The organism is Micromonospora sp. DT53, from assembly GCF_049841535.1.
GTDB lineage: Bacteria > Actinomycetota > Actinomycetes > Mycobacteriales > Micromonosporaceae > Micromonospora.
On record NZ_JBNCKM010000018.1, the window covers coordinates 1 to 12,791 of the forward strand.

Annotated in this window: 12 protein-coding genes and 1 pseudogene; 9 read left to right on the forward strand and 4 right to left on the reverse strand. The window is 70.7% G+C overall.

Going from position 1 to position 12,791, the window contains the following annotated elements; genetic code table 11:
* Window positions 1–201, forward strand: a pseudogene (locus ACLQ3B_RS33365) (hypothetical protein); the annotation flags it as partial.
* Between the two features lie 529 nt (window positions 202–730).
* Here ACLQ3B_RS33365 and ACLQ3B_RS33370 read toward each other — a convergent pair.
* The 3 genes from ACLQ3B_RS33370 to groES form a co-directional block, all read right to left on the reverse strand.
* On the reverse strand, window positions 731–2,518 hold the full coding sequence (locus ACLQ3B_RS33370; protein WP_425784648.1) for a molybdopterin-dependent oxidoreductase: 1,788 nt from the start codon (window positions 2,516–2,518) through the stop codon (window positions 731–733).
* Window positions 2,519–2,680: 162 nt separating this feature from the next.
* Entirely contained in the window at window positions 2,681–4,321 is a 1,641-nt protein-coding gene (gene groL, locus ACLQ3B_RS33375; protein WP_425784649.1) for a chaperonin GroEL, read from the reverse strand.
* A gap of 70 nt (window positions 4,322–4,391) precedes the next feature.
* The gene (gene groES / locus ACLQ3B_RS33380; protein WP_030330046.1) at window positions 4,392–4,706 is read right to left on the reverse strand and encodes a co-chaperone GroES; all 315 of its coding nucleotides are present in this window, start codon (window positions 4,704–4,706) and stop codon (window positions 4,392–4,394) included.
* 259 nt (window positions 4,707–4,965) lie between these two features.
* Between groES and ACLQ3B_RS33385 the strand changes: the two genes are divergently transcribed.
* The 8 genes from ACLQ3B_RS33385 to ACLQ3B_RS33420 all read left to right on the forward strand — a co-directional run bounded on the left by ACLQ3B_RS33385 (window position 4,966) and on the right by ACLQ3B_RS33420 (window position 12,496).
* A complete protein-coding gene (locus ACLQ3B_RS33385; RefSeq protein WP_425784650.1) occupies window positions 4,966–6,162 on the forward strand; it encodes a THUMP-like domain-containing protein in 1,197 nt (398 codons plus the stop codon).
* Between the two features lie 10 nt (window positions 6,163–6,172).
* Complete coding sequence (gene ybaK / locus ACLQ3B_RS33390; protein ID WP_425784651.1) at window positions 6,173–6,652, forward strand: Cys-tRNA(Pro) deacylase; 480 nt, start codon at window positions 6,173–6,175, stop codon at window positions 6,650–6,652.
* Between the two features lie 179 nt (window positions 6,653–6,831).
* On the forward strand, window positions 6,832–7,920 hold the full coding sequence (locus tag ACLQ3B_RS33395; protein ID WP_425784652.1) for a sugar ABC transporter substrate-binding protein: 1,089 nt from the start codon (window positions 6,832–6,834) through the stop codon (window positions 7,918–7,920).
* 113 nt (window positions 7,921–8,033) lie between these two features.
* Window positions 8,034–8,852, forward strand: coding sequence for an ATP-binding cassette domain-containing protein (locus ACLQ3B_RS33400; RefSeq protein WP_425784653.1), 819 nt, complete (start codon window positions 8,034–8,036; stop codon window positions 8,850–8,852).
* Window positions 8,849–10,111, forward strand: coding sequence for a sugar ABC transporter permease (locus ACLQ3B_RS33405; protein WP_425784654.1), 1,263 nt, complete (start codon window positions 8,849–8,851; stop codon window positions 10,109–10,111). The genes ACLQ3B_RS33400 and ACLQ3B_RS33405 overlap by 4 nt, the downstream gene beginning before the upstream one ends.
* Before the next feature lie 22 nt (window positions 10,112–10,133).
* Window positions 10,134–11,315 (forward strand): ROK family protein, encoded by a 1,182-nt coding sequence (locus ACLQ3B_RS33410; protein ID WP_425784655.1) that lies wholly within the window; start codon window positions 10,134–10,136, stop codon window positions 11,313–11,315.
* A gap of 19 nt (window positions 11,316–11,334) precedes the next feature.
* Window positions 11,335–11,631 (forward strand): DUF1707 SHOCT-like domain-containing protein, encoded by a 297-nt coding sequence (locus tag ACLQ3B_RS33415; RefSeq protein ID WP_425784656.1) that lies wholly within the window; start codon window positions 11,335–11,337, stop codon window positions 11,629–11,631.
* Between the two features lie 124 nt (window positions 11,632–11,755).
* A complete protein-coding gene (locus ACLQ3B_RS33420; protein WP_425784657.1) occupies window positions 11,756–12,496 on the forward strand; it encodes a DUF4142 domain-containing protein in 741 nt (246 codons plus the stop codon).
* Between the two features lie 32 nt (window positions 12,497–12,528).
* Here ACLQ3B_RS33420 and ACLQ3B_RS33425 read toward each other — a convergent pair whose 3' ends face one another.
* Window positions 12,529–12,783, reverse strand: a complete 255-nt coding sequence (locus tag ACLQ3B_RS33425; RefSeq protein WP_124821702.1) for a hypothetical protein — start codon at window positions 12,781–12,783, stop codon at window positions 12,529–12,531.
* Window positions 12,784–12,791 lie beyond the last annotated feature (8 nt).

A 12,791-nucleotide genomic window follows, 5' to 3' on the forward strand; every position in this document is an offset into this window, starting at 1 on the left:
GGTTGGGGTACGCCGGAGCAGATCACCAACCCCGAGTACTCCACCACCGCGTTCCTCAAGGGCCTCAAGCAGGTCGATGGTTGGCAGGACATGCCGCTGACCGAGGCCGCGCAGACCGTGCAGGTGTCCGCCTACCCGGACGCGTACGCGCAGTGGGAGCAGCAGGCCACCGACCTGGCCGCCCAGCACTGGAACAGCTGACCCACACACCACCACCGCACGCCAGCACCACCCACAACGCACCACCACAGCACGACACCAACCGCTGGCCGGCACCCGAAACGGGGTGCCGGCCAGCGGCCTTCTGCCTTGTCACCCGCCGCCCCAGGCCACCGCCCCCAGGCCACCGCCCCCAGGCGACAGGCCTCAGGCCTCAGGCCTCAGGCCTCAGGCCACAGCCCTCAAGGCCTCCGCAGGCCGCAGGCCTCGCTGGCCGCACGCCCCGGCGGGGGCGGATGACGTCGATCAACCAATTGCACCCGCGAATCTTGGACACTTTCCGTTCCGTGCTAACAGTTCCGTGCTAACGGAAAGTGTCCAAGATCTACGTGCACGGTCGCGGTATCGCCGGTTCGCCGGTCAGTCAGCTGGTCCGCCGGCCCGAAAGACAGCGGCCCGCCGGACAGCGGCCCGCCGGACAGCGGCCCGCAGGAGTTTGCAGGGCACGTCACGAACACGGCCCCGCTGACACGGGCCGCTGACGACCCTGGTGGTGACGCTGTGCCGTGGATCAGCGGACGTTGACGGTGATCGTGTGCCAGCCAGTGGCACCGTCGGGGACGACGTCCTGCGTACGTTCGGTTTGGGTTTCACCGGTTGCGTCCGTCGCTCGGACCTGGAGCCGGTGTTCGCCCGGCGTGGCGTCCCAGCGCCAGGACCACTGCACCCAGGTGTCCACCGACACGGTCGGGGCCAGTGCGGCCTCCTGCCACTGGCCGTTGTCGACGCGTACCTCGACTCGGCGGATGCCTCGGTGCTGCGCCCAGGCCACCCCGGCGACGGTCACCGGTCCGGTGGTCAGCCGGTTGCGCCCTCGGGGTGTGTCGATCCGCGACTGGGTCTTGATCGGTCCTTGGGGGGACCAGCCGCGCGGCACCCAGTACGCGTCGAAGTCAGCGAACCGGGTCAGCTCCAGCTCGGTCACCCACTTGCAGGCTGACACGTAGCCGTAGAGGCCCGGCACCACCATCCGGACCGGGAAGCCGTGCTCGACCGGCAGCGGCTCACCGTTCATTCCTACGGCCAGCAGCGCGTCTCGGCCGTCGCGCAGCGCGGCGGTGGGGGTGCCGCAGGTCCAGCCGTCGACGGACCGACCAACGACCTGGTCGGCGTCGTCGGCGGGCTCGACCTCGTCCAGCAGTTCCCGCAGGGGTACGCCGAGCCAGCGGGCGTTGCCGATCAGGTCCCCACCCACCTCGTTGGAGACGCAGGCGAGCGTGACGTACCGCTCGACCAGCGGTCGGGCCAGCAGATCCGCGTAGCTGTAGGTGCGCTCCTTACCGACTCGCCCGTGGATCCGCAGCCGCCAGGTGTCCGGGTCGACCTGGGGCACCACCAGTGCGGTGTCGATGCGGTAGAAACCGAAGTTCGGGGTGACGTACGGCGCGAGCTGGGTCAGTGAGAGGTCCGCGCCTGCCGGCACTGCCGGTGCGGGGGCGACCGGCGCGGGCAGGCGGATGGCGTCGCGGGCTGCGGACACGCCGCGCCGACCTGCTAGCCAGCGCCCGCCGAGACCGGCCACCACGGCCGTGCCGAGCAGCACCCCACTTCCGGTGAGGAACCGCCGCCGCGACTCCGGGTCCACGTCAACGGGCCCGACCGGTTCGACCGCGGGCGTCGGCCCGGCGGGAGTCACCGGCACCGGCGCCGCCGGCGACACCGGACCAGGCGGCAAGACCGGCCCAGCCGACGAAACCGGGCCGGCGGGCGGCACCGGGCCAGCGGGCGACACCGGCCCGGCGGGCGGCACCGACCCAGCGGGCGGCACCGGGCCAGCAGACGGCAGCGGGCCAGCAGACGGCAGCGGACCACCTGACGACACCGGGCCGGCGGGCGGCGTGGGTGGTGACCAGGACCAGGGATTCAGCTCGAACGGTCCGGCGATGAACAGCCAGAGCACCAGGGCGCCGAGACCGGCGCCGACCAGTGACGGCAACGCGTCGGCGAGGTCCGCGCCGGAGCGGGTCAACGCGGCGGCAACGCCGATGGCGCCGAACGCGGCGATGCCGGCCAGGCCGAGTGCCAGCCGGCGAACCGCCAGTACGCCGAGGAGCGCGGCGAAGCCGCCCAGTAGAACGGCCGTGCCGACCAGCAGCGCGATCTTGTCGGCGGTGCCGAAGAGGTCGATGGCGAGTTGCTTCAGCGACTCGGGGACGACGTCGACGATGACCCCGCCTACCGCGACCAGGGGTGCCGACCGGGGGCCGGTCAACACCGCGACCGGTTCGGCGATCCCGATCGCGACGGCGGCGGCGGTGATTCCGGCCAACGCGGCGTACCGCCGTGACGTGGTGCTCATCGGCCCAGTGTGCGCGATCATCTCGCCCGGTCGCCAACAACGTCAGCGTTCGGTAATGACCGACAGGTCCGCGAGAGGGCCCGGGGCACACCCAGGCCCGCGAGACGAGCCGGGGCACACCGCCATACGGCGGTGTGCCCCGGAACGGGTGTCGCTACCGGATCAGAAGCCCGGGCCGTGCTGGTGGCCGTGACCGTGGCCGTGCCCGCCGGCACCGGCCGGCTCGGCCTGCTCCGGCTTCTCCACCACGAGGCTCTCCGTGGTGAGCAGCAGACCGGCGATCGAGGCGGCGTTGGTGACCGCGTTGCGGGTCACCTTCACCGGGTCGATGATGCCGGCCTTGACCAGGTCGACGTACTCGCCCTTGGCGGCGTCGAGGCCGTTGCCCCACTTGAGGTCGGCGACCTTCTGCGTCACGACGTAGCCGTCGTGACCGGCGTTCTGGGCGATCCAGCGCAGCGGCTCGACGAGCGCCTTGCGCACGACCGAGACGCCGACCTTCTCGTCACCGGTGAAGCCCAGGTCGTCGTCGAGCACCGAGAGGATCTGCACCAGGGCGGCGCCGCCGCCGGGCACAGTGCCCTCCTCGACCGCAGCCTTGGTCGCCGCGATGGCGTCCTCGATGCGGTGCTTGCGCTCCTTCATCTCGACCTCGGTCGCAGCGCCGGCCTTGATGACGGCGATGCCACCGGAGAGCTTCGCCAGCCGCTCGGCCAGCTTCTCCCGGTCCCAGTCGGAGTCGGAGGCCTCGATCTCCTTGCGGATCTGGGACACCCGGTCGGCGACGTCGGCCTTCTGGCCACCGCCGTCGACGATCGTGGTGTTCTCCTTGTCGACCACGACGCGCCGGGCGGTGCCGAGCACCTCCAGGCCGACCTGGTCGAGCTTGTAGCCCAGCTCCGGGGCGACCAGCTCGGCGCCCGTGGAGATCGCGATGTCCTGGAGCATCGCCTTGCGCCGGTCACCGAAGCCCGGGGCCTTGACCGCGCAGACCTTGAGGGTCTTCCGCAGCGAGTTGACCACCAGGGTGGAGAGCGCCTGGCCGTCCACGTCCTCGGCGATGATCAGCAGGGGCTTGCTGTTCTGCAGGACCTTCTCCAGCAGCGGCAGCAGCTCCTCGATCGCCGAGATCTTCTGGGTGGTGACCAGGATGTACGCGTCCTCAAGGACGGACTCCTGACCCTCCAGGTCGGTGACGAAGTTCGGCGAGATGAAGCCCTTGTCGAACTGGAGACCCTCGGTCACGTCCAGTTCGGTGGTGAGCATCGAGCCTTCCTCGACGGTGATGACACCGTCGCGGCCGACGCGCTCCATCGCCTCGGCGATCAGATCGCCGATCGTGGAGTCCTGCGCGGAGATCGTCGCCACGTTCGCGATCGACTCCTTGCTGGTGACCTCGGCGGCGCGGCCGAGCAGCGCCTCGGAGACCTTCATGGCCGCCGCGTCGATGCCCCGCTTGAGGCCGGCCGGGTTGGTCCCGGCGGTCACGTTGCGCAGACCCTCGCGAACCATCGCCTGGGCCAGCACGGTCGCGGTGGTGGTCCCGTCGCCGGCGACGTCGTTGGTCTTGGTCGCCACCTCCTTGACCAGCTGTGCGCCAAGGTTCTCGTACGGGTTGGTGAGCTCGATCTCCTTGGCGATGGTCACACCATCGTTGGTGATCGTCGGCGCACCGAATTTCTTGTCCAGGACGACGTTGCGCCCGCGCGGGCCGAGGGTGACCTTGACCGCGTCCGCGAGGGCGTTGACACCGTGCTCCAGCAGGTGCCGGGCGTCGTCCGAGAAGCTCAGGATCTTCGCCATTAATGTCCCTTCGAAGCGCCATTGCCCCGGCCCGGCGAGCCGGACCGGGGCAGTGGCACTGATCGGTTGCTTACTTCTCGATGACCGCGAGGACGTCGCGGGCGGAGAGCACCAGGTACTCCTCGCCGGCGTACTTGACCTCGGTGCCGCCGTACTTCGAGTAGAGGACGGTGTCGCCGACCTGCACGTCAACCGGAACCCGGTTGCCGTTGTCGTCGACGCGCCCCGGGCCCACAGCGAGGACGGTGCCCTCCTGCGGCTTCTCCTTGGCGGTGTCGGGGATCACGATGCCCGACGCCGTGGTGGTCTCAGCCTCGTTCGCCTGGACCACGATGCGGTCCTCGAGCGGCTTGATCGCAACCTTGGTCGCGGTAGTCACGGGCATACCCTCCTGGGGTACTGGTTTCGTTGCTGGCCAGCGGGGCTGACCAGCGTCAATCTGCCTCATGCCACCGGGCGGTGCCGTCGTCGCGGGTGCCGGTCCGCCTGGCGTGCGCACCCGGGTCGCGAGACCCGGAAGCTGGCACCCTCAGGGTGAGAGTGCTAATCGCAGGTTATTCCGTGGCTAGCACTCCGTCAAGGAGAGTGCCAGCGAGTCGCGCCCCGCCAGCCCGGATTTCCGGGTCCACCCGGACAATGGCCGGGTGGATCTCGATCAGCTGGCGGCGCTGCGTACCCCCGAGGGGTCGGCCGCGCTCACGGCGGCGGCCGGGCTGGCCGGCGGTGACCCACTGGCCGCGGCGTCGGCGCTGCGCGCGGCCGGAGTGCCGCCGACGTTGGCCGCGGCGGCGCTCACCCAGGCCGAGCTGCGGCACCGGGCGGTCGGCAAGTTCGGCCCGACTGCCGCTGGGATGTTCCTCACCCGCCCGGGCCTGGAGCAGGCCACCCGCCGGGTGGTCGCCGACCGGCGGGCCGCCCGGCTGCACGCGGCCGGCGTGCGCACCCTGGCCGACCTCGGCTGCGGCCTCGGCGCGGACGCACTGGCCGCCGCCCGCGCCGGCATCCGGGTGTACGGGGTGGAGGCCGACCCGGTGACCGCCGCGATGGCCGCCGCCAACGCCACGGCGGCCGGGCTGGCCGAGTTGTTCACTGTCGAGTGCGGCGACGCGACCGGGTTCGACGTGTCAGGTGTCGACGGGGTCTTCTGCGATCCGGCCCGCCGCGCGACAGGCACCGGGCGGCGGATCTTCGACCCGCGCGCCTACTCGCCACCGTGGGACTTCGTCACCGGGCTGGCCGAGCGGGTGCCGCGCACAGTGGTGAAGGTGGCGCCGGGCCTGGACCACGCGCTCATCCCGGCCGGCGCGGAGGCCGAGTGGGTAGGCGTGGATGGTGACCTGGTCGAGGCGGCGCTCTGGTGCGGCGCACTGGCGGAGGTGCCCCGCCGCGCCACCCTCTACCGCCAGCGTGGCGCCGAGCCCCAGCGTCACCAGCTCACCGGCTCGGGTGCCGCCGAGGCGCCGGTCGGGCCGCCGCGCCGCTACCTGTACGACCCGGATCCGGCGGTGGTCCGCGCGCACCTCGTCGCCGAACTGGCCACCGAGTTGGATGCCACCCTGGGCGATCCGAGCATCGCCTACCTCTACGCCGACCAGCCGGTCCGCACCCCGTACGCGCGTTGTCTGGAGATCACCGACGTGCTGCCGTTCTCGCTCAAGCGCCTGCGGACGCTGCTGCGCGACCGTCGGGTGGGCCGGGTGGAGATCCTCAAGCGGGGTTCGGCGCTCACCCCGGAGCAGCTTCGACGGGACCTGCGGTTGGCCGGGGACGAGGCGGCGAGTCTGGTGCTCACCCGGGTCGACGGCGCACCGACGGTGCTGATCGGCCGGCCGGTCGACTAGCGTCGCTGCTGTGGCGGGACAGGGCACTCCGGCAACGGCACTGTTGGTCAAGCGCGGGGTCACGCATCGCACCCATCCGTACCGGGTGGCGCCGGACGCGCCGAACTACGGCGCGTTGGTGGCGGCGGCGCTCGGCGTGGCGCCGGAGCGCGTGTTCAAGTCGCTGGTGACCGAGGTCGACGGCGCGCTCACCGTGGCTGTCGTTCCGGTCACCGGCGAGCTGGATCTCAAGGCGCTCGCGGCGGCGGTCGGCGGCAAGCGGGCGGCGCTGGCCGAGCGGGCGGTCGCCGAGCGGGCGACCGGCTACGTACGCGGTGGGATCAGCCCGCTCGGGCAGCGTCGGCGGTTGCCCACGGTGCTTGACGAATCCGCATTGGACCTCCCGACGATCTACGTCTCGGCTGGTCGGCGCGGTCTGCAACTCGAACTGGCGGCGGTGGATCTGGTGGCGCTGACCGACGCGCGCACCGCGCCGTTGCAGGCCCACTGACGGCCTCCGTTACGTCGGATGCTCGGTGGGATACCCACTGAGTAACAGTCGCGTTGCTGAATTGTTATCGCTCCCAACAAACTAGTGACCAGCGCGGTCTTGTGGAGCCGGTGTGACGCGAAATACGTTGCCGGACACAACAAAACAACACCTCCCCCACCTCCGAAAGGACCCTGCACATGCGTAAGGGGATCCTCACCATCGCCGCCGTGGGCCTGCTCGCGACCGGCGGCTTGACCGCCTGTAGCGACGACTCCGGCACCGGCTCGGCCGACTCCAAAAAGACCCCCAAGATCGGCGTGATCCTTCCGGACAGCAAGTCCTCCCCCCGCTGGGAGACGGCGGACCGCCGTTTCCTGGAGGAGGCGTTCAAGGCCGCCGGCGTCCAGTCCGTCATCCAGAACGCCCAGAACGACAAGGCCGCCTTCCAGACCATCGCCGACCAGATGATCACCAGCGGTGTCACCGCCCTGATGATCGTCAACCTGGACTCCGGCACCGGCAAGGCCGTGCTCGACAAGGCCAAGTCGCAGGGCATCGCCACCATCGACTACGACCGGCTCACCCTCGGCGGCTCCGCCCAGTACTACGTCAGCTTCGACAACGAGACCGTCGGCAAGCTCCAGGGCGAGGGTCTGGCGAAGTGCCTGACCGAGAAGAACGCCAAGAACCCGGTCGTGGCGTACCTGAACGGCTCCCCCACCGACAACAACGCCACCCTGTTCAAGGCCGGCTACGACTCGGTGCTCAAGCCGAAGTTCGACTCCAAGGAATACACCAAGGGCCCGGACGACGCCGTGCCGGGCTGGGACGGCCCCACCGCCGCGACCATCTTCGAGCAGCAGCTCACCGCGACCAAGGGCAAGATCGACGGCGTGCTGGCCGCCAACGACACTCTCGGCAACGCCGCCATCTCGATCCTGAAGAAGAACAAGATCAACGGCAAGGTGCCGGTGACCGGCCAGGACGCCAGCGTGGAGGGCCTGCAGAACATCCTCGCCGGTGACCAGTGCATGACCGTCTACAAGGCGGTCCGGGAAGAGGCCAAGGCCGCCGCCGACCTGGCCATCGCGCTGGCCAAGGGCGAGCAGAAGGACACCGGCCAGTCGGTGAAGGACGGTGACCGCGACGTCCCCTCGGTGCTGCTCACCCCGAAGGCCATCTACAAGGACAACGTCAAGGACGTCATCGCCGACGGTTACGCGACCAAGGAGCAGGTCTGCACCGCGGCGTACACCAAGTTCTGCGCCGAAGCCGGCATCAGCTGACCGACGCCGCAGTACCCGCCGGAACGACCACCGCCGCCCGGCACGGGAGCACCCTCCCGTGCCGGGCGGCGCCCGCCGGACGGGCCCCGACCCTCCCTTAAGAAGGAGACCCCGTGTCCGCGACCCCCCTGCTGGAACTCCGCGGGATCGACAAGAGCTTCGGTCCCGTCCAGGTGCTCCGCGACGTCGCCCTGACCGTCCACCCAGGAGAAGTGACCGCACTGGTCGGCGACAACGGCGCCGGCAAGTCGACCCTGGTGAAGTGCATCAGCGGCATCCACCCCACCGACGCCGGAGAGTTCCTGTTCAACGGTGAACCGGTACACATCGGCAGCCCCCGCGACGCCGCCACGCTGGGCATCGAGGTCGTCTACCAGGACCTCGCGCTCTGCGACAACCTGGACATCGTGCAGAACATGTTCCTCGGTCGGGAGAGGCGCAACGGCATCGTCCTGGACGAGCCGACCATGGAACAGCTCGCCGCCGAAACCCTCGCGGGGCTCTCCATCCGCACCGTCACCTCACTGCGCCAGCACGTGTCCAGCCTCTCCGGCGGCCAGCGCCAGACCGTGGCCATCGCCAAGGCGGTGCTGTGGAACAGCAAGCTCGTCATCCTGGACGAGCCGACCGCGGCGCTCGGCGTGGCACAGACCGCGCAGGTGCTCGAACTGGTCCGCCGCCTCGCCGACAACGGCCTGGCCGTGGTGCTCATCTCGCACAACATGAACGACGTCTTCGCCGTCTCCGACCGGATCGCCGCGCTGTACCTCGGCCAGATGGTCGCCCAGGTGAAGACCACCGACATCACCCACGCCCAGGTGGTCGAGCTGATCACCGCCGGGCGCTCGGGCGGGCTCGGCCTCGCCACCGACCCGGGCAGCAACGGCGACGGCCCGCAGCCGGCCGACTCGATCTCAGGAGGCGTCCGATGACCACCACCGCCGTGCGGAAGGACGGCCCCGCGGCCGTCACACCGACGCCGACCGTCGGGGGCCACGTCCGCAACTACCTGAGTCGGGTACGCGGTGGCGACGTCGGCGCGTTGCCAGCCGTGCTCGGCCTGATCGTGCTCTGCACCGTCTTCGCGATCATGCGGCCGTCGTCGTTCCTGTCGGCCGGCAACTTCGCCAACCTCTTCACCCAGGGCGCGGCGGTCACGCTGATCGCGATGGGCCTGGTCTTCGTCCTGCTGCTCGGCGAGATCGACCTCTCCGCCGGCTTCGCCAGCGGCGTCTGCGCGGCAGTGCTGGCCAATGTGGTCACCGTGCTCGGCTACCCCTGGTGGGTCGCCGTGCTCGCCGCGATCGCCACAGGTGTGGTCATCGGCACCACGCTCGGCCTGCTCGTCGCGAAGATCGGCGTTCCGTCCTTCGTGGTCACCCTCGCCGGCTTCCTCGCCTTCCAGGGCGTCGTGCTGCTGCTCGTGCAGGAGGGCACCAACATCTCCGTCCGCGACGAGGTGCTGGTCGCCATCGCCAACCGCAACCTCACCCCCGTCCTGGGCTGGACGCTGACAGCTGTCGCCGTCGTCGGCTACGCGGCGGTGCAACTGCTGCGCCACCGCAACCGAGCGGCCCGCGGTCTGATCACCGACCCACTCGCGGTGGTGGCGCTGCGGATCGGCGGGCTCGCCGTCATCCTCGGCACCGCGGTGTACGTGCTCAACCTGGAGCGCAGCCGCAACGTCCTCATCGTCTCGCTCAAGGGTGTGCCGATCGTGGTGCCGATCATCGCGGTGCTGCTGGTCATCTGGACCTTCGTGCTCCAACGCACCAGCTACGGCCGGCACATCTACGCCGTGGGCGGCAACCGGGAAGCGGCCCGCCGGGCGGGTATCGGAGTCGACCGGATCCGGATCTCGGTCTTCGTGATCTGCTCGTCCATGGCCGCCATCGGTGGCATCGTGGCGGCCAGCCGGGCCAACTCGGTCGACCCGAACACCGGGGGCAGTAACGTACTGCTCTACGCGGTGGGCGCAGCGGTGATCGGCGGCACCAGCCTCTTCGGTGGCAAGGGCCGCGTCTTCGACGCCGTGCTCGGCGGCGCGGTGGTCGCGGTCATCGAGAACGGAATGGGCCTGATGGGATACACCGCGGGAGTCAAGTACGTGGTCACCGGCGTCGTGCTGCTGCTCGCCGCCAGCGTCGACGCGCTCTCCCGCCGCCGTGCGGCAGCCACCGGCACCCGCTGACCGCGCGGGAGGTAGCACCAGCATGCGCCCAGGACCGAGTCAGGATGACGTCCGACGGCAGAACCTCGGGGCCCTGCTGCGGCACGTGCACGTCCACGGGGCGACCACGCGTGCCGAACTGACCACCACGCTGGGGCTCAACCGCAGCACCATCGGCGCGCTCACCACCGACCTGTCCGCAGTGGGGCTGGTCAGCGAAGGGGCACCGAAGGAGACCGGCCGGGCCGGACGACCATCACTTGTCGTCCGGCCCGAGTCGGCCCGGGTCTACGCGTACGCGTACTCGGTGGAGGTGGACCGACTACGCGCGGCCCGGATCGGGTTGGGCGGCGCGGTCCTGGACCGCCGGGACCTGGACCGGCCGCGCGGCCTGCTGGCCGCGGAGGCCGCGCCGCTACTGGCCGGCGCGGTCAAGGAGATGCAGCAGCTGGTGCCGGCGGACGCGATCTGCGTCGGCGCCGGCGTCGCGGTCTGCGGCATGGTCCGCCGGGACGACGGCCTGGTCCGACTCGGCCCCACCACCGGTTGGGTGGACGAGCCGATCGGCGCGGCCCTCGCCGACGAGTTGGGCATCGACGTGCCGATCACCGTGGGCAACGTGGCCGACGTCGCCGCGTTCGCCGAGCACGCACGAGGTGTGGCGGCGGGTTGCGACAACGTCCTCTACCTGTACGGCGACGTCGGCGTGGGTGCCGGCATCATCGCCGGTGGGCGCCGGCTGACCGGGCACGGTGGGTACGGCGGCGAGGTCGGCCACATGAAGGTGGTCCGTGACGGCAGGCCGTGTGAGTGCGGTTCCCGGGGCTGTTGGGAGACCGAGATCGGTGAGCACGGGATCCTGCGCGCCGCCGGACGCTCCGACGCCCGGGGCCGCGACGCGCTCCTCGGGGTCTTCGACGCGGCCGACCGCGGGGACGCCCGGGCCCAGACGGCGGTACGCCAGGCCGGCGACTGGCTCGGCTTCGGCGTGGCCAACCTGGTGAACGTCTTCAACCCCGAGATGGTCATCTTCGGCGGCACCATGCGTGACCTCTACCTCGCGGCGGCAGCCCAGATCCGCAGCCGGCTCAACTCCAACGCGCTCGGCGCCTGCCTGGAGCACGTCCGACTGCGCACACCGAAACTGGGTACGGACGCGCCCCTGATCGGTGCCGCCGAACTGGCCTTCGAACGGCTCCTCGCCGACCCCCTCGACGTGGGCTGATCCGCGTACGCTGTCCGGCGTGGATGTCGAGCTGCGCGCCTCCGACGACGACCGCAATCGGGTGGTCGCCGCGCTGCACCAACACACCGCGGCGGGCCGGCTGACGTTGGACGAGTTCTCCGAACGGGCGGGTGCGGTGTGGACGGCTCGCACCCTCGGTGACCTGGCCGCGCTGACCCGCGACCTACCGGCCCTGCCCGACCCGATCGTCGACGCCGGCCCGGTCGGGCGTGGGCGTCAGGAGTTGCTGATGGTCTTCGCCGCCGCGGCGCTCACTCTGCTGCTGCTCGGCGGCCTGCTCTCCGTCACCCGCTGATCCGGGTCGCCCCACGGTGAACTGATCGCGCGATCAGTCCGTACCAGTGGGCGGACGGGCAACCGGCAGGGTACGGCTGCCCGGTCCAGACGCGTTCGGTCCGGACCGAGGAGGCACCACAGACATGGCACCGCTCAGATCCGCCCATCGCCGACTGGGCACCCGGACCCATCGAGCGGCGCTGCTGCTCATCGCGATCATCGCGGCGGTCGGTGTCCTGCCCGGCATGGCAGTTGCCGCACCAGCCGGCGGCCAGCAACTCAACGCCGCCGACATGACGCTGCTCAACGGGGTCCGGTTGGCCGGGCTGTGGGAGATGCCAGCCGGTCAGATGGCCGCCGAGAAGGGACAGTCGGCAAAGGTCCGGGAGATCGGCGCGGGCATCGCCGGCGAGCACCAGAAGCTCGACCAGCTCACGGTGGACGCGGCCAACAAGTTGGGCGCGAGCATTCCCAGCGAGCCGACCGCCGAGCAGAAGGGCTGGCTGGCCGAGATGCAGAAGGCCTCCGGCGCCCGATTCGACCAGATCTTCGTCACCCGGCTCCGGGTCGCCCACGGCAAGATCTTTCCGGTGATCGGCGCGGTCCGGGCCAGCACCCGGGACGCCACCGTCCGCAAGCTCTGCGAGGACGCCAACGCGTTCGTCCAGCACCACATGCAGATGCTGGAGAGCACCGGCCTGGTCCGCTGGCCGGAGCTGCCGCCCGCCGCGCTGCCCGCCCCCGGTGAGGACGGGTTGTTGGCCGCCGCCTCCGCCAACTCCGGCCCGCAGGTCGGAGTCAGCAGCACAGTCGTCTGGCTGGTCTTCCTCGCCGCGCTGGGCACGGGCGGAATCGCCACCTACCGGATGTTGCGCCGCAGCTGACCAGTCAGCGCTGGCCTGGATGGTGGCTCGCGTCAGCGGTCTACCTGGGTGAAGTCCCAGGAGTGCGGGGCGCGGGCCACCAGCATGGCTGGCGGGTCCGGCAGCGGGCGCGGGTTGCTGCGCCACTTGGAGATGACCACCACGCGGTGGTCGGTGGAGGAGAAGACCTCGCTGGACACGTGCAGCGGGTCGTGCTCCAGCTCGGGCAGTGCGGTGTCGCACACCCAGGTGATCAGGTCGGCGACCCCGTACGCCTCGGCGCGCGCCTCCCACATCCGCACGATCATGTCCGCCG